The organism is Streptomyces iconiensis (assembly GCF_028657195.3).
Lineage (GTDB): Bacteria > Actinomycetota > Actinomycetes > Streptomycetales > Streptomycetaceae > Streptomyces > Streptomyces iconiensis.
The window spans coordinates 122,815-138,213 of record NZ_JANCPR020000016.1 but is presented as its reverse complement, the minus strand read 5'-3'; the positions used below and the strand labels follow the sequence as shown (position 1 = coordinate 138,213).

The 15,399-nt window shown below is 70.0% G+C and carries 15 protein-coding genes; 11 read left to right on the top strand and 4 right to left on the bottom strand.

Annotated features, from left to right (window positions below; genetic code table 11):
- Positions 1-2 precede the first annotated feature (2 nt).
- From resB to NMN56_RS17970, 3 genes are read left to right on the top strand one after another with little or no spacing between them, the layout of a single operon-like run.
- The gene (resB, locus tag NMN56_RS17980; protein ID WP_274040487.1) at positions 3-1,835 is read left to right on the top strand and encodes a cytochrome c biogenesis protein ResB; all 1,833 of its coding nucleotides are present in this window, start codon (positions 3-5) and stop codon (positions 1,833-1,835) included.
- Complete coding sequence (ccsB, locus tag NMN56_RS17975) at positions 1,832-2,950, top strand: c-type cytochrome biogenesis protein CcsB (RefSeq protein ID WP_274040486.1); 1,119 nt, start codon at positions 1,832-1,834, stop codon at positions 2,948-2,950. Before resB ends, ccsB begins: the two co-directional genes overlap by 4 nt.
- Positions 2,951-2,987: 37 nt before the next feature.
- Positions 2,988-3,551, top strand: coding sequence for an SRPBCC domain-containing protein (locus NMN56_RS17970; RefSeq protein ID WP_274040485.1), 564 nt, complete (start codon positions 2,988-2,990; stop codon positions 3,549-3,551).
- 110 nt (positions 3,552-3,661) lie between these two features.
- Here the strand turns inward: NMN56_RS17970 and NMN56_RS17965 are convergent, their stop codons facing one another.
- On the bottom strand, positions 3,662-4,084 hold the full coding sequence (locus NMN56_RS17965) for a PLD nuclease N-terminal domain-containing protein (protein ID WP_274040484.1): 423 nt from the start codon (positions 4,082-4,084) through the stop codon (positions 3,662-3,664).
- A 144-nt stretch (positions 4,085-4,228) separates the two neighbouring features.
- On the opposite strand from NMN56_RS17965, the gene NMN56_RS17960 reads away from it, so the two are divergent.
- Together NMN56_RS17960 and mqnP are read left to right on the top strand one after the other, a co-directional pair.
- Complete coding sequence (locus tag NMN56_RS17960; RefSeq protein WP_274040483.1) at positions 4,229-5,680, top strand: menaquinone biosynthesis decarboxylase; 1,452 nt, start codon at positions 4,229-4,231, stop codon at positions 5,678-5,680.
- A 154-nt stretch (positions 5,681-5,834) separates the two neighbouring features.
- The gene (gene mqnP, locus NMN56_RS17955) at positions 5,835-6,761 is read left to right on the top strand and encodes a menaquinone biosynthesis prenyltransferase MqnP (protein WP_274040482.1); all 927 of its coding nucleotides are present in this window, start codon (positions 5,835-5,837) and stop codon (positions 6,759-6,761) included.
- A 223-nt stretch (positions 6,762-6,984) separates the two neighbouring features.
- On the opposite strand, the gene NMN56_RS17950 is transcribed toward mqnP, so the two are convergent.
- Both NMN56_RS17950 and NMN56_RS17945 read right to left on the bottom strand, forming a co-directional pair.
- Entirely contained in the window at positions 6,985-7,578 is a 594-nt protein-coding gene (locus NMN56_RS17950) for a rhomboid family intramembrane serine protease (RefSeq protein ID WP_274040481.1), read from the bottom strand.
- A 162-nt stretch (positions 7,579-7,740) separates the two neighbouring features.
- Positions 7,741-8,889, bottom strand: a complete 1,149-nt coding sequence (locus tag NMN56_RS17945; protein WP_274040480.1) for a hypothetical protein — start codon at positions 8,887-8,889, stop codon at positions 7,741-7,743.
- A 134-nt stretch (positions 8,890-9,023) separates the two neighbouring features.
- Between NMN56_RS17945 and NMN56_RS17940 the strand changes: the two genes are divergently transcribed.
- From NMN56_RS17940 to NMN56_RS17915, 6 genes are all read left to right on the top strand, one after another.
- Entirely contained in the window at positions 9,024-9,698 is a 675-nt protein-coding gene (locus tag NMN56_RS17940) for a UbiX family flavin prenyltransferase (protein ID WP_274040479.1), read from the top strand.
- 60 nt (positions 9,699-9,758) lie between these two features.
- Positions 9,759-10,211 carry an Lrp/AsnC family transcriptional regulator gene (locus NMN56_RS17935; RefSeq protein ID WP_274040478.1) on the top strand — a complete coding sequence of 151 codons (453 nt, stop codon included), beginning with the start codon at positions 9,759-9,761 and terminating at the stop codon, positions 10,209-10,211.
- A gap of 70 nt (positions 10,212-10,281) precedes the next feature.
- Entirely contained in the window at positions 10,282-11,412 is a 1,131-nt protein-coding gene (locus NMN56_RS17930; RefSeq protein ID WP_274040477.1) for a hypothetical protein, read from the top strand.
- Positions 11,413-11,570: 158 nt separating this feature from the next.
- Complete coding sequence (locus tag NMN56_RS17925; protein WP_430542618.1) at positions 11,571-11,879, top strand: DUF4229 domain-containing protein; 309 nt, start codon at positions 11,571-11,573, stop codon at positions 11,877-11,879.
- A gap of 502 nt (positions 11,880-12,381) precedes the next feature.
- The gene (locus tag NMN56_RS17920; protein ID WP_274040475.1) at positions 12,382-13,725 is read left to right on the top strand and encodes a dicarboxylate/amino acid:cation symporter; all 1,344 of its coding nucleotides are present in this window, start codon (positions 12,382-12,384) and stop codon (positions 13,723-13,725) included.
- Between the two features lie 176 nt (positions 13,726-13,901).
- The gene (locus NMN56_RS17915; protein WP_274040562.1) at positions 13,902-14,534 is read left to right on the top strand and encodes a TetR/AcrR family transcriptional regulator; all 633 of its coding nucleotides are present in this window, start codon (positions 13,902-13,904) and stop codon (positions 14,532-14,534) included.
- Here the strand turns inward: NMN56_RS17915 and NMN56_RS17910 are convergent.
- On the bottom strand, positions 14,458-15,396 hold the full coding sequence (locus NMN56_RS17910) for a MaoC family dehydratase (protein WP_274040474.1): 939 nt from the start codon (positions 15,394-15,396) through the stop codon (positions 14,458-14,460). The genes NMN56_RS17915 and NMN56_RS17910 overlap by 77 nt on opposite strands.
- Between the last annotated feature and the right edge of the window lie 3 nt (positions 15,397-15,399).

The following is a 15,399-nucleotide window of genomic DNA, read 5'->3' as shown; positions in this document are numbered from 1 at the left end:
CCATGAGCACGACCGGCAGCGACGTCGGGACCGGCGAGACGGACACGGCGCGGGAAGGCCAGGAGCCCCCGGAATCCCGTGAGTCCCGTGACTCCCGGGAGACGCGTGAGGCCACGTCGCAACTGTCCACGGCTCCCGCGGAGGAGCGGCTGAACGTTCCGTCGCTGGGGGTACTGGGCTGGCTGCGCTGGTTCTGGCGGCAGCTGACCTCGATGCGGGTCGCGCTGATACTGCTCTTCCTGCTCTCCCTCGGCGCGATCCCCGGCTCGGTCATCCCGCAGACTTCCGTCGACGCGGTCAAGGTCGACAGGTTCCGCGAACAGCACGAGACGCTCGCGCCGATCTACGACAAGCTCCAGCTGTTCGACGTCTACACCTCGGTGTGGTTCTCGGCGATCTACATCCTGCTGTTCATCTCGCTGGTCGGCTGCATCGTGCCGCGCACCTGGCAGTTCGTCGGCCAGCTGCGCGCCAGGCCGCCGCGCGCGCCGCGCCGCCTGGACCGGATGCCCGCCTACACCACGTGGCGTACGCGGGCCGAGCCGGAGAAGGTGCTGGAGGCCGCGCGCGGGCTGCTGGACGGCAAGCGCTTCCGTACGCAGGTGAAGGACGGGGCCGTCTCCTCGGAGAAGGGCTATCTGCGCGAGGCGGGGAACCTGCTCTTCCACATCGCGCTGATCGTGATGCTGCTGGCCTTCGCGGCCGGGCAGCTGTGGAAGTCCGACGGCGGCAAGCTGATCGTGCAGGGTGACGGGTTCTCCAACACCCTCACCCAGTACGACGACTTCAAGTCCGGCTCCCTGTTCACCCCCGACGACCTGGACTCCTTCGGCTTCCGGCTCAAGGACTTCGACGCCGACTACGAGGAGGACGGCCCCAACAAGGGCACGGCGACGGACTTCAGCGCCTACGTCTCGTACTGGAAGGGCTCGGGCGGCAAGGAGAAGGACACCACGATCAAGGTGAACGAGCCGCTGCACGTCGGCAACACCAAGGTCTTCCTGATCGCGCACGCCTACGCGCCCGTCGTCACCGTCAAGGACGGCAAGGGCAACGTCGCCTACAAGGGCCCCGTTCCCTTCCTCCAGCAGGACGCCAACCTCACCTCCAGCGGCGTCGTGAAGGTCACCGACTACGTCGACGCCAAGGGCCGCAAGGACCAGCTCGGCTTCCAGGGCTTCTTCGTCCCCGACTTCGCGCCGGGCACCGGCACGATGTTCTCGCGCTCCCCGAACCCCAACAATCCGTCGCTCTTCCTGACCGCCTACCACGGCAACCTGGGCGTCGACGGCGGGCCCGCGCAGAACGTGTACCAGCTCAACACGGAGAACATGAAGAAGTTCAAGGGCAAGGACGGCAGTCCGTTCGCCAAGCGCCTCGAACCCGGCAACACGATGACGCTGCCGAACGGCGCGGGCAGCCTGAAGTTCGACGGCATCAAGCAGTGGGCCAACTTCCAGATCGTCCACCAGGTCGGCAACGGCTGGGCCCTCGGCGGTGCCCTCACCGCCATCGTGGGCCTGGCGGGTTCCCTGTTCATCCAGCGGCGCAGGGTATGGGTGCGTGCGGTCACCGGAAGTGACGGGCGTACCGTCGTCGAGATGGCGGGGCTCGGCCGCAGCGAGTCGGCCCATCTCCCCGGAGAAATCGGGTCCCTTGCCCTCGCCATGCAGGAGGCGGCCCCCGCCGAGACCGCACCCGAGCGCCCCGCACCGACCGACGAAACCGCCACCGACGCCGACGAAGCCCCCGCTGAGGACTCCGCCACCGACCACCCCGACGACCCGGCCGAGCCGGCCGATCCTGCTGAACCCGCCGAAGGAGCAGGCACATGACCTTCCTAGCCGCCGAGCCCAACGAGCAGATCGCCCAGATCAGTAACTATCTGATCTATTCGGCGATGGCTGTCTACACCCTCGCGTTCTTCGCGTACATCGCCGAGTGGACGTTCGGCAGCCGCAGCAAGGTCGCTCGTACGGCGGCGGCGCTCACCGCGGACGACAAGGCCAAGGACGCCCCGGTGCCCGCGCAGGCCGGTGTCGCTGTCCAGGTCAAGGACGGTTCGGGCGGTACGGCTGTACTGGAGAAGCCCGCGGCGCCCAAGGTCGTCACACGCTCCGCCGCCGGCAAGCGGGGAGACCTGCCCGACGGCCCCGGCGCCGCGGGCGGCGACCAGCAGGGCGACATGTACGGGCGGATCGCCATCTCGCTGACGGTGCTGGCCTTCGCGCTGCACGCGGCGGGCGTGCTGACCCGTTCGCTCTCCGTGCAGCGCGCCCCCTGGGCGAACATGTACGAGTTCTCCACGGCCTTCTCCATGGTCATCGTCGCCGGGTACCTCGGCTTCCTGATCGCCAAGAAGAACGTCCGCTGGATCGGGCTGCCGCTGGTCACCACCGTGCTGCTGGACCTGGGCCTCGCGGTCACGGTCCTGTACACCGACAGCTCCCAGCTCGTGCCCGCGCTGCACTCGTACTGGCTGTGGATCCACGTCTCGCTCGCCATCATCTGCGGCGCGCTGTTCTACCTCGGCTTCGTCGGCTCCGTGCTCTACCTCTTCCGGGACTCCTACGAGACGCACCTGATGAACGGGCGCACGCCCGGCAAGGTGCGGACCTCGATCATGGAGCGGCTGCCCTCGGCCAGCTCGCTGGACAAGTTCGCCTACCGCATCAACGCGGCGGTCTTCCCCTTCTGGACCTTCACGATCGTCGCGGGCGCGATCTGGGCGGGCGACGCGTGGGGCCGCTACTGGGGCTGGGACCCCAAGGAGGTCTGGTCGTTCATCACCTGGGTCGCCTTCGCCGCCTACCTGCACGCGCGTGCCACGGCGGGCTGGAAGGGCAGGAAAGCGGCATATCTCGCACTGTTCGCCTTCGCCTGTTTCCTGTTCAACTACTACGGTGTGAACATCCTGTTCAACGGTAAGCACTCGTACGCGGGCGTCTGAGGCGGCACGGTCGTCTGTGCGGGTTGAAGGTGGAGCCATGAGCACCGAGAGTCAGTCGTCGTACGTTCCGTACGGCGAAGTCCCTTACGGCAGCACGCACAGCAGCCCGGACGGTGCCGCGCACACGATCGGGTTCGAGCTGGAGTTCCCACACCCTGTGGACAGCGTGTGGGCCGCCGTCGCCACACCCGGAGGACTGAGCGGGTGGCTGGCCACCGCCGACCCCTTCGAGCCGGGGCCCGGCGGTGCGGTGACGCTGCGCTGGCTGAAGGGCGGCCCCTCCGACGAGGACGGCCCGGAACTGGTCGCGCCCGGACGGATCACCGCATGGTCGCGGCGGCGGCTCGCGGAGTACACCGTCGACGCCCGCGGCTCCTTCGGCTTCACGCTGCGGGGCACACCGGACGACGACAGGACGCGGGTGCGCTTCCGCAACGACTTCACGGGCGACGAGGAGTCCCGCGTCGACCGCCTCGCCGGCTGGCACCAGCACTTCGAACTGCTCCACCAGGAGCTGGACGACCGTCCGACCGACTGGTCGGGCTGGACCCCCGAACGCTTCGCCGCGCTCCGCGCGGAGTACGCCTCCCGCGAGGGGTGAGCGGGCGAGGAGCGCGCACCCCCGTACGAGGGGCGACAGACGGCGCCCCTCGTACGAAGGACAAGAGTGTCCCGTACGAAGGGCAAGAGGCGCGGGGCCGGATCAGCGCGTCAGCGCGGCGGGTCCTCGGGGCCGGGGCGCTGGTCCTCGGGGGTCTCGTTCCCGGCGTTCCCGCCGCGCGGCTTCGGCTCGGGGTCGGGCTCGGGTGCCGGTTCGGACCGGGTTCCGGGCGGGGGGTCCTCCGGAGCGGACGGGTCGTCCTTGCCCAGGGACTTGAGGAAGTCCGGGTTGTCGTCGGGCGCCACCCAGCGGCGTTCCTGGGGACGGGTCGCGCCGTAGGGCGCGTTGCGCCGCGGCCTGCCCACGGCGAACCAGGCGATGGGGCCCAGCAGGACCTGCCCGAAGAGCAGGATGATGATGACCCATGCGACCTTGGGGAGCTTGCGTACTTCCTTCTCCTGCGTGTTGAGGCAGTCGATGAACGCGTAGATCCACACGGCCAGGATCAGAAGGAACGGCAGATACCTGATCACGCGGAACGCCCCCTGGGATGCGAGATGCCGCCGGATTGGTGCGGTGCGGGGAGCCCGGATGCGGGAACCCCACACCGCCAGCGTAATGGGCCGAGCGGTGGCCCCGCGCTCAGGGCCATGGCTACGGGGAGGATACTGGGGCGTATGGCATACGACGATCTCCGCTCGCTGCTGCGTGCGCTGGAGCGTGACCGCGACCTCACGCGGATCAAGGCCGAAGTGGATCCGTACCTCGAAGTCGGAGAAATCGTCGACCGGGTCAACAAGGCCGGCGGTCCCGCACTGCTCTTCGAGAACGTCAAGGGCTCCTCGATGCCCCTGGCGATGAACGTCTTCGGCACCGACCGCCGCCTGCTCAAGGCGCTGGGGCTCGCGTCCTACGACGAGATCAGCGACAAGATCGGCGGCCTGCTCAAGCCCGAACTGCCGCAGGGATTCGTCGGGTTCAGGGAAGCCTTCGGGAAGCTCGGCGCGATGACACACGTGCCGCCGAAGAAGGTCAAGGAAGCGCCGGTCCAGGAAGTCGTGTACGAGGGCGACGATGTGGATCTCGACCGGCTGCCCGCGCTGTTCACCTGGCCCGCGGACGGCGGCTCCTTCTTCAACCTCGGCCTCACCCACACCAAGGACCCCGAGAGCGGCGTACGGAACCTGGGCCTCTACCGCCTCCAGCGGCACGACCGGCGCACCATCGGTATGCACTGGCAGATCCACAAGGACAGCCGCAACCACTACCAGGTCGCGGCACGGCGCGGTGAGAAGCTGCCGATCGCCATCGCCTTCGGCTGCCCGCCGGCCGTCACCTACGCCTCGACGGCGCCGCTGCCCGGCGACATCGACGAGTACCTGCTGGCCGGTTTCCTCCAGGGCAAGCGCGTCGAGATGGTCGACTGCAAGACGGTGCCGCTCCAGGTGCCCGCCGCCGCCGAGGTCGTCCTGGAGGGCTGGCTCGAACCCGGCGAGATGCTGCCGGAGGGCCCGTTCGGCGACCACACCGGCTTCTACACGCCGCAGGAGCCCTTCCCCGCGCTGCGGATCGACTGCGTGACGACGCGCAAGCGCCCGCTGCTCCAGTCCATCGTGGTCGGCCGGCCGCCGACCGAGGACGGGCCGCTGGGCCGGGCCACCGAGCGGTTCTTCCTGCCGCTGCTGAAGATCATCGTGCCGGACATCGTGGACTACCACCTGCCCGAGTCGGGCGGCTTCCACAACTGCGCCGTCGTCGCCATCGACAAGCGTTACCCCAAGCACGCGCAGAAGGTGATGCACGCGATCTGGGGCGCCCACATGATGTCCCTGACCAAGCTGATCGTGATCGTGGACAAGGACTGCGACGTGCGGAACATGCACGAGGTCTCCTGGCGCGCGCTCGGCAACGTCGACTACGCGCGCGACCTCTCCGTCGTCGAAGGGCCCGTCGACCACCTCGACCACGCCTCCTACCAGCAGTTCTGGGGCGGCAAGGCCGGTATCGACGCCACCCGCAAGCTGCCCGAGGAGGGCTACACCCGCGACGGCGGGTGGCCGCGGATGGTCGAGTCAGAGCCCGCGGTCGCGGACCTGGTCACGCGACGCTGGACGGAGTACGGCCTGTGATGCCGCGTACGAGAGCGTTCCCGGCCCCGGGCACGCTGCCGGGAACGCTGCCGGAAACTCTGCTGGGAACGGCGCCCGATGCGGTGCGGGTCGCGGGGAGTACGGGTGCAGGGCGGCGCTGCCGCGTGGGTGCGGAAGCGAAGGGAGCCGTGCGGTGACCAGTGCCGCCGAGGGGGTTGTCGGGCCGGGTCCTGGCCCGGGGGCCGACGCGGGGCGGGTGCGGGCCTTTCTGCGGCTCGTCGTGATCGAGCACTCCGTCTTCGCGCTGCCGTTCGCCTACACCGCCACGCTGACCGCGATGTTCCGGGACAGCCGCAGCACGCACTGGTGGCAGCTCTTCCTGGTGACCGTCGCCATGGTCGGGATGCGCACCTTCGCGATGGCGGCGAACCGCATCATCGACCGCGAGATCGACGCCCGTAATCCGCGCACCGCCACGCGCGAACTGGTGACCGGCGCCGTCTCCGTACGTACCGCCTGGACCGGCGCCGTCGTCGCCGTCGTGGTCTTCCTGGGCGCCTGCGCGCTGCTCAACCCGCTGTGCCTCGCGCTGGCGCCGGTGGCCGTGATCCCGATGGTGGTCTATCCGTACGGGAAGCGCTTCACCCACTTCCCGCACGCCATCCTCGGCCTCGCCCAGGCCATCGGCCCTGTCGGCGCGTGGCTCGCGGTCACCGGGACCTGGTCCTGGGAGGCCGCGGTGCTCGGGCTCGCCGTCGGGATCTGGATCGGCGGCTTCGACCTCATCTACGCGTGCCAGGACGTCGAGGCCGACCGTGCCAACGGGGTCAAGTCGACGCCCGCGCGCTTCGGTACGGCCGCCGCGATCCATGCCACGCGGGGCGCGCACCTCGTCACCGTCGCGCTGCTTGCCGTGTTCGGTGCGATGACCTCGGCCGGGGTCTTGTACTGGTTCGGGCTGGTGATCGTCGCGGTTGCCTTCGTGTACGAGCACAGGGTTGTGCGGCCCCATGACCTGACGCGGTTGAACCGGGCGTTCTTCCAGGTCAACAGCTTTATCGGGATCGCGTTCTTCGTGTGCGCCCTCTTGGACCTCGCGGTGCGGGGGCTCGCGTTGTGAGTGTTCCTCTCACTTCGGGTGTGGCCTCGTGCTGATCACTTCGGGTGTGGCCTCGCGCTGAGTACCCCCTCGTTCTGAGTTTTCCCGCACGGGGTTTGCGGTCGCGCCGTGTTTGCTGGGGTTGTCGGGCGGGTGCCGCTCTTCTGTGGCTGGGCGCGCAGTTCCCCGCGCCCCTTCGGGGCACTGCTGGTCCTCGCGTTCCTCGGGGCGCCGCGTTGGGTGTTCAGTGCCAGGTGGGTTTGGTTTCGCCCAGGGCGCGGGGGGCCGCTGTCACGAAGGCGGCGAGGATGCCGCCTAGCAGGCCGAAGAGGTGGCCCTGCCAGGAGATGCCGGCTTCGGTGGGCAGGACGCCCCACAGGATCGAGCCGTAGAAGACGGCGACCACGGCGCCCAGGGCGACATCGGTGATCCGCCGGTCCACGAAGCCGCGGATCAGGAGATAGCCGAAGAGCCCGAAGATCAGGCCCGAGGCACCCGCGGTGTTGCTGCCCGCCGGAGCGATCAGCCAGACGCCCATGCCGCTGGTCACGATGATGATCAGCGCGACCGATATGAAGCGGCCGATGCCGCGCAGCGCGGCGAGGAAGCCGAGGATCAGCAGGGGCAGGGTGTTCGCCATCAGGTGGTCGAACCCGAAGTGCATGAAGGCGCTGGGGATCACATCGAGCAGTTCGTCCACGCGGCGGGGCTGCACACCGAAGGTGTCCAGGGCGTTTCCCGAAGCCTGGTCCACCGCCTCCAGCACCCACAGCAGCGCGACCCAGCCCACTATCAGCTTGCCCGCGGCTGTCGCTTTGGCGCCCGAGCCGTTCTCCATGCTCGCCTCCCTCGGGGGGCTGTGTCCGTATGGTCGTACAACGGCACGGAACGTGCCGGGAGTTCCTCGGTCCGCTGCCTCTTCTGAGGGGTGGTCCGCGGCCTTTTCCGGGGGTGCGGAACTCCTTCGGTCCCCCCGGCGCCTCGCGGAACCAGGATGGCGTCAGATGCCGCCCGTGCCCAGTGCTCCGTACATCACGGCGGCCAGCAGATCCTGCGGCTTCAGCTCGCGCACGCCGTCGGGTGCCTCGACCGAGACCGCGTCGCCGCTGCCGAAGACCATGCGCAGCGGGAGGTGCACGCCCTTGGCGCGGGCCTCGTCGCTGAGGAACTGCTCCAGGTTGAGCGTCAGCCCTGTCAGCTGGCCCCGCCTGACCTCCAGGTCGGCCCGCACCTTCCGGTCCGGCACCTGTGCGGGGTCCAGCCGTGCGCCCAGTGCCTCCAGCGCGCGGGAGAGGTCGGGCGCCGCGTCGCGCGCTGGGACCGTGACGGTGAAGTGGTCGGCGCCGCCGTACTCGCCGGCCTTCTTGAACGACGCGTGTGCGCCGAGCGTCTTCTCCAGGCCCTCCAGGAACGCGCGCTCCGACTCCCCGTTCAGCGCCTGGCCCGCTGCCGTGGCGCGGCCCACGCGCTCGCTGGCCTTGTCGCTCTCCTCCGAGACGGCCGCGCCGTGCTTGCCGAACTCGCCCTTCTTCTCGCTCTCCGTGATCTCCTGCGCCGCGCGCGCGAAGTCGTCGAAGGACTCAGGATCGGTCTCGACCCACTTGCCCTTCAGCGCGTCCTTGGCCGAACCGAGCGTGTGCGGGAGGTCGTCCGCAAGGCCGACGATCTTGCGGGCGCGCTGGCGGTCCCGGTGGGAGCCGTCCAACTGGGCCACCAGAGAGCGCAGGTTGAGCCGCACATACAGCTTCTCCTCGACCGACTTCGCGGCCACCACGTCCTTGCCGCCGAAGTTCACGGCCGTCGCGAAGCGCAGGCGTTCGGAGCGGTCCAGCTCCTTGAGGGGGGTCTCCTCGCGGTCCGAGCCGACTGCGAAGGTCAGCTCTCCCCGGGAGAGCAGTTCCGCCGTGTCACGGGTCTTGGGGCCCTTGGCGGCTCCGGCCGCGCGGAGGAAAGCGTCCGCGTCCTGCGGCGTGCCGTCGACGGAGAGCATCACCGAGGCCGAGGGCTGATCGCCCAGCTTCTCGAAGGCGTGCTTCACCTTCAGGCCCGTGGTGAGTTTCTCGGCCGCCGAGCAGCCGGTGATCGCGACGGCGAGCAGGGTGGCGCACGCCGCTGTGGCGGCGAGTTGACGGGGACGGCGCTGGCGCATGCATACGAGGGTACGTGCGTGCGTTCGTGGCTCCTCGCCTGTTGCTGTTTTTGTGGGAGCGCCCACGCCGTGCTCCCGGGTTCGTGTGACCGCACATCGCGGGGTGCGCGGCGTGGGCACGTACGCTCGGAGGTGTGAACGAATCCGGACGGCGACCTTGGGTCGTAGGCGTATCGGGGGCGTCGGGGACGCCCTATGCGGCAGCGGTCATCCGCGGGCTGCTGCACGCGGGAGAGGACGTCGACCTCGTGGTGAGCCGTGCGTCGCGGCTGACGGTCCTGGACGAGAACGGGCACCCGTTCCGGGACGCGCACGCGGACGCCGACCTGCGGCGATGGCTGGCGAGGGGAGCCGACGGGAGCGCGGACGCGTTCGAGGCCGACACCTCACGCGTGCGGCACTGGCCGCCCGGCGACCTCGCGGCCGGTCCCTCTTCGGGCTCGTATCCGGTACGGGGGATGCTGATCGTCCCGGCGAGCACGGCATGCGTGGCCGGGGTCGCGCTGGGCCTGTCCAAGGACCTGTTGCAGCGTGCGGCGAGCGTCACGCTCAAGGAGCGCCGCCCGCTGGTCGTGGCCGTGCGCGAGACCCCTCTCCACGGGCAGACGCTGCGCCATCTCGTCACGCTGGACGAGGCGGGCGCCGTGGTGCTGCCGGCTTCGCCCGCCTTTTACGCGGGCGCGCGGCACATTCAGGACCTGGTGGACTTCGTGGCGGGGCGAGCGCTGGATGCCGCCGGGGTGCCGCACAAGCTGTACCGGCGCTGGGAGGGGGAGCTGGGGCAAGGCGGGGTCGGCTCCATGCCTTAGATTCGTTGTCTGCACGTCGCTGGTGACGGCAGCACTCGACAACGGGAGGCAGCAGCATCCATGGACGCGGTGGACAGGCAGCTCATCCAGGCGCTGCGCGAGAACGGCAGAGCCTCCTATGCCGAACTCGGCCGGCTCGTCGGTCTTTCGGGGCCGAGCGTCACGGACCGTATCAACCGGCTGGAGTCGGCCGGCGTGATCACCGGGTACCGCGCCACCGTTGACGCCTCCTCGCTGGGGCTCGGCGTCACCGCTCTGATCGGCATCCAGCTCAGCGATGCCACCGACCACGAGGACGTGGCCACGCGGCTGCGCGGCCTCCAGGAGGTCGAGGACTGCTGGTTCATCGCGGGCGACGACTCGTACATGCTGAAGGTCCGCGCGGGGGACGTGGACGATCTGGAGCGCACCATCCGGCGGCTGTCCGGCACGACGGGTGTCTCGCGCACCCGTACGACGATCGTGCTCTCCACGAAGTGGGAGAACCGCGTCGGCGAGCTGCCCGAGGAGTAGCGGCGCCGGGGGCTGACGTACTCTGCGTGCGCAGGCGCGCAACAGACAGATTGAGGCAGGTGGCCGCGGAATGGGCACGGACGCACGGGCGCAGGTCGAGCAGCTCGACGGGCCGGACGGACTCGGTGGGTTCGGCGGGTTCGACGAGCTTGCGATCAAGGTCCGTTCCGGGGAGCCGCTGAGCCACGAGGACGGTCTCGCGCTCTACGGCTCGGCCGATCTGGCCGGACTCGGCGGGCTCGCGCACGAGGTGCGCACCCGCAGGAACGGCGACACCGTCTCCTTCGCCGTCGAGCGGGTCCTGGAGATCACCGAGCGCACGGACGCTCTGGAAGCGGTGCGCCGCGCAACGGCCTGGGCCGGGGAAGGCGCCACGACGCTGCGGCTGCGGGCCGGTGCGGAGCTGGCCCCTGAGTCAGCGGTACGGGTCGTGGGGGCGCTGAGGTCAGCGCTGCCCGACCCGGTCGCGGTGCGCGGCTTCACCGTCGCTGACGTCGTACGCTTCGCCGCGCTCTCGGGCGCCGGGGAGGGCGGCGTACTCGAAGAGCTGGCCGCCGCCGGGCTGTCCGCGCTGTCCTGGGACGAGCCGCGGCAGTCCACAGGGGACGCGGGGGACGCAGGAGACACAGCGGGCACAGTGGGCACAGCCGGAACGGCCGGCGGGCCCGGGCTCTCCTGGGCCGACGAGGAGCGGACGCTGCGCCTCGCGCACGCCAGGGGCCTGCCGACGCCGGCCACGCTGTACTTCGGGTACGGCGAGGCGGCCGGTGACCGGGTCGGCCGTGCGCTCGCGCTGCGGGCGCTCCAGCAGGAGACGGGCGGGTTCGATGTGCTCGTACCGCTGAGCCCCGGCGCTCCGCACGGGGTGACGGGCGCGGAGATCCTCACCACGTTCGCCGTCTCGCGGCTGCTGTGCGACAACGTTCCGCACCTGTCGGCGAGCTGGGTTCCGCACGGCGAGCAGACCGCGCAGCTGGTGCTCCAGCACGGCGCCGACGAACTGTCCGGTCCCGTGGCGGAGAACGCGGCGCAGGCCGGGGCGCTCGGCGAGCCCGGTGTGCTCGTACGCGAGGAACTGCTGACCCTCATCCGGGACTCGGGCTTCCGCCCCGTCGAGCGGGACGCGCGGCGCGGCGTGCTGCGCTCCTACGAGGGCCTGGACCCTGAGCGGCGTGAGGCGCCGCAGCCGATGCGGTTGTGACCACGGGTGCGGCGGGGCGCAGGGCGGGGGCCTCGAAGATCGCCGGCGGTCCCTGTGCTTGACTGGTAATGCGCGCAAAACCCTTGAAACCTCGGCGCACCTGAGCCTGGAGGCCCACCGTGAGCAGCAAGTCGCACGCGACGCTTCGCTACACCACCATGCGGCTTGGCATTTTCGTCGGCTGCCTCATCGTCGTCGGTCTGCTGGCGCAGTTCGGGCTCGTTCCCGCGGGCATCGGCAAGTCCAATCCGGTCTGGCTCGTGCTGCTGGCGCTCGTGATCTCGGCACCCCTCAGCTATGTGCTGCTGCGCAGGCACCGTGACGCCATGTCCGAGCAGATCGTGGGCGGTGTGGACCGCGCCAAGGAGCGGCTGGCCGCCAACCAGAGCCAGGAGGACGCGGCCGTCGACGCGGCGGCCCCGCAGCCTCCGCGCGGCCCCCGGCGCACCGGCACCAGCTCGGTCTAGAGCCGCACCCGGCACCGGTTCGGTTCGGCACCGGTTCGGTCCGGCGGCGGGCGGCACCTGCCCGGTTCGGAGCCGTACTCGGTCACCTGCCCGTTCCGAGCCCCTACTCGGTCACCTGCCCGGTCCGGCGGCGGGAGCGTTCGTTCGCCGGCTTCTGCGGCGTCTTCCGGCCCCCTCAGCCGCTGATGTAACCCTCGTCACACCGCATGCGACGCCCCATCGGGAATCACCCTTCCCCGATGGGGCGTTGAGCATTTCTGTACCTGTTACCCAAAGGCAAGCTTTGGGTAGGCCAAAGAGGGGGTGTTAGCGTGACGGCCATGACAACCGCAGCCACCACTTCTGACGCGCACATGAGCTTGGCGCTCGTGGCACGGCTGCATGTCGATCTCTGCCGCTGCATGTCGGCGACCTGTCGCTGAGCGCGCGGCCGGACTACTCTCCGGCGCAACCCTCGTCGCTCTTCCTCCCCACCCAACTCTGAAGCCTCCGGAGCCTGTCCGTGTCTTCGATCGATACGTCCCCCGCGCCTTCAACCGGCCGCCGGATACCCAGGATTCCCTTCTGGGCGCAGATCCTGCTCGGTCTCGTTCTCGGCGTCGTCCTCGGCTGGGTCGCCCGTAACTGGGACGTCGCCTGGCTGGGCACCACGCTCACGAAGGTCGGCGAGATCTTCATCCAGCTGCTGAAGCTGGCGGTCGCGCCGCTCGTCTTCTTCGCGATCACCATCTCGATCACCAACCTGCGCAACGTGCACAACGCGGCGCGGCTCGCCACCCGCACACTGCTGTGGTTCATGGCGACCTCGCTGATCGCCGTGGCCATCGGGCTGGTGATCGGCCTGCTCACCAACCCCGGTTCGGGTACGGGCCTCTCGCCCAAGGACGCGGGCAAGCCGGACACTTCGGGCTCGTGGCTGGACTTCCTCACCGGGATCATCCCGACGGACGTCATCACGCCCTTCACCGAACTGAAGGTGCTCCAGATCGTCTTCATGGCGGTCGTCGTCGGTATCGCCGCGCTCAAGCTCGGTGAGAAGGCCGCACCGATCCTGTCCCTCGGCGAGTCGGTGCTGGCGCTGCTCCAGAAGGCGCTGTGGTGGATCATCCGCCTCGCCCCGATCGGCAGCATCGGCCTGATCGGCGCCGCCGTCAAGGACTACGGCTGGCACCTGATCGGCAGCTACGCGACGTTCACGGCCGACATCTACATCGGCTGCGCCATCGTGCTCTTCGGCGTCTACCCGCTGCTGCTCGGCACGGTCGCCAAGGTCAACCCGCTCCAGTTCTTCAGGGGTGCCTGGCCCGCGATCCAGCTCGCCTTCGTCTCCCGTTCCTCGGTCGGCACGATGCCGCTGACGCAGAAGGTGACCGAGCGCCTGGGCGTTCCCAAGGAGTACGCGTCCTTCGCCGTGCCGTTCGGCTCGACGACCAAGATGGACGGCTGCGCCTCGATCTACCCGGCCATCGCGGCGATCTTCGTGGCGGAGTTCTTCCACGTCGACATGGGCATCAAGGAGTACCTGCTGATCGTCTTCGTCTCGGTCATCGGCTCCGCCGCCACGGCGGGCCTCACCGGCGCGACCGTGATGCTCACCCTCACCCTGTCGACCCTGGGCCTCCCGCTGGAGGGCGTCGGCCTCCTGCTGGCCATCGACCCCATCCTCGACATGATGCGCACGGCGACCAACGTCGCCGGGCAGGTCGTGATACCGGTCCTGGTCTCCGCCAAGGAGAAGATCCTGGACCGCGAGACCTTCGACAACGCGCGCAGCTTCAGCATCGAGGACGCCGATCCCACGGTTTCGGAGCCGGCACCCGCCAAGACTCCCGCCACGGTGAGCTGACCCTCACCGCACGTACCGCGGGTTCCCAGCCCGTGCCCCGGCCAACTACGGCCGGGCACGGGCATTCGGGCTTCTCAGCGGCCTCGCGGACGGCGCCCCGCGTAGGCTGGTCAGGACCGGTTCGTGGGTGGGGAGTTCGTGGGGGTAAGGGGTTGACGGGTGTGGGGCAGAAGCGGATGCCGCGCGAAGTCAGGGAGCGGCAGATGCTTGACGCGGCGGTGGGGGCCTTCGCGCGGCATGGGTACCAGGCCGCCTCGATGGATGACATAGCCGAGGCGGCCGGGGTCTCCAAGCCGCTGGTCTATCTGTATCTGAAGTCGAAGGAAGAGCTGTTCACGGCGTGTGTGCGGCGTGAGGTGGGGGCGCTGATCGCGGCCGTGCGGGAGGGGACGCGGGAGCGGGACATACCGGCGGACGAGCAGCTGTGGAACGGGCTGCGTGCCTTCTTCGCGCACACGGCCGCACGGCCCGACGGGGTGACGGTGCTGTACAGGGCGCGGACGCAGGGCGAGCCGTTCGCGCGGGAGGTCGCGGCGATGCGGGTCGAGGTCGTCTCGATCGTGACGCTGCTGCTGGGCCAGGCGGCCAAGGACGCGGGCTGTGACGGTGAACTGGCCGAGCGCGAGGTGTCGGGCCTGGCACACGCGCTCGTGGGGGCCGCCGAGTCCCTCGCCGAATGGTCCAACGCCCGTACGGACGATGCCCCTTCGGCCAAGGAGACGGCGGCGACGCTCATGAACTTCTGCTGGGCGGGGCTGGAGAACCTGATGAAGGGCCACCGCTGGATGCCCGCTCCACGTGTCCACTGAGGTGCGTACGGCTGCGCCCGCCGTGTGGTTCCTCGCCGCGCAGCGCGAAGGCGCCGGTCCCGTCGGCGCCGAAGGTGACGGTGGCGGGAAGCGGCACGGGGGCCTTGAACACGGCGCGCGCCTCGGTGAGTTCGCCCCCCTTGCCCCCTCCGCCTCCTTCGCTGTCTCCGTCCAGTTCCGCCAGGCAGCGTGCGAACGTCCACATGCCGTGCGCGATCGGCCGCGGGAAGCCGAACAGCCGCGCGGTGAGCGGGTGGAGATGGATGGGGTTGCGGTCCCCTGAAGCCGCCGCGTACCGGCGCCCGAGATCCGCGGGCAGGTCCCAGGCCGCCCGCGCGGGAAGCCCCGCCGGCTCTTCCCCGCGCGCCGTGTCACGTGCGGCCGACTCCCGTGTGCGGTGCGGGCACAGGTAGGTGCTGCGGGAGTGCCATACGGTCGTACCGTCCAGCTCGGCGCCGGTGACCACCGTGAACTCCGTCCCCTTGCGGTGCGGGGCCACCCCCTCGGCGTGCACGGTGAGGGTGGGCCGCGCGGTGACGGGGAGCGGTACGGGGCACGTCACCGTGATCCCCGTATGGATGAGGCCGAGCAGCGGGAACGGGAAGTCCGCCGCCGCCATCAGCCGCATGGCCAGCGGGAACGCCATGATGTGCGGGTAGGTGGGCGGGAGCGTGGCCCCGCCCCGGAAGCGGCAGACCGCGTTGTACGCGCGAAGCCGTGCGGGGTCCACGGCGGCGCCCACGAGCGTGACCTCGTCAGGGGGCAGCCGCGCGCCCTTGTACGGGGGCCGCTTACGGGGCGAGGTGAGGGCGCCTTTCGCCAGGTGGGGTGCCAGATGCGGGGGACGCGTCAGCTTCGGCATGCG

Bases quoted from the DNA above. Each gene is read 5' to 3' on its own strand.
- resB (WP_274040487.1), top strand. From the start codon at position 3: ATGAGCACGACCGGCAGCGACGTCGGGACCGGCGAGACGGACACGGCG.
- ccsB (WP_274040486.1), top strand. From the start codon at position 1,832: ATGACCTTCCTAGCCGCCGAGCCCAACGAGCAGATCGCCCAGATCAGT.
- NMN56_RS17970 (WP_274040485.1), top strand. From the start codon at position 2,988: ATGAGCACCGAGAGTCAGTCGTCGTACGTTCCGTACGGCGAAGTCCCT.
- NMN56_RS17960 (WP_274040483.1), top strand. From the start codon at position 4,229: ATGGCATACGACGATCTCCGCTCGCTGCTGCGTGCGCTGGAGCGTGAC.
- NMN56_RS17950 (WP_274040481.1), bottom strand. From the start codon at position 7,578: ATGGAGAACGGCTCGGGCGCCAAAGCGACAGCCGCGGGCAAGCTGATA.
- NMN56_RS17945 (WP_274040480.1), bottom strand. From the start codon at position 8,889: ATGCGCCAGCGCCGTCCCCGTCAACTCGCCGCCACAGCGGCGTGCGCC.
- NMN56_RS17935 (WP_274040478.1), top strand. From the start codon at position 9,759: ATGGACGCGGTGGACAGGCAGCTCATCCAGGCGCTGCGCGAGAACGGC.
- NMN56_RS17930 (WP_274040477.1), top strand. From the start codon at position 10,282: ATGGGCACGGACGCACGGGCGCAGGTCGAGCAGCTCGACGGGCCGGAC.
- NMN56_RS17925 (WP_430542618.1), top strand. From the start codon at position 11,571: ATGCGGCTTGGCATTTTCGTCGGCTGCCTCATCGTCGTCGGTCTGCTG.
- NMN56_RS17915 (WP_274040562.1), top strand. From the start codon at position 13,902: ATGCCGCGCGAAGTCAGGGAGCGGCAGATGCTTGACGCGGCGGTGGGG.
- NMN56_RS17910 (WP_274040474.1), bottom strand. From the start codon at position 15,396: ATGCCGAAGCTGACGCGTCCCCCGCATCTGGCACCCCACCTGGCGAAA.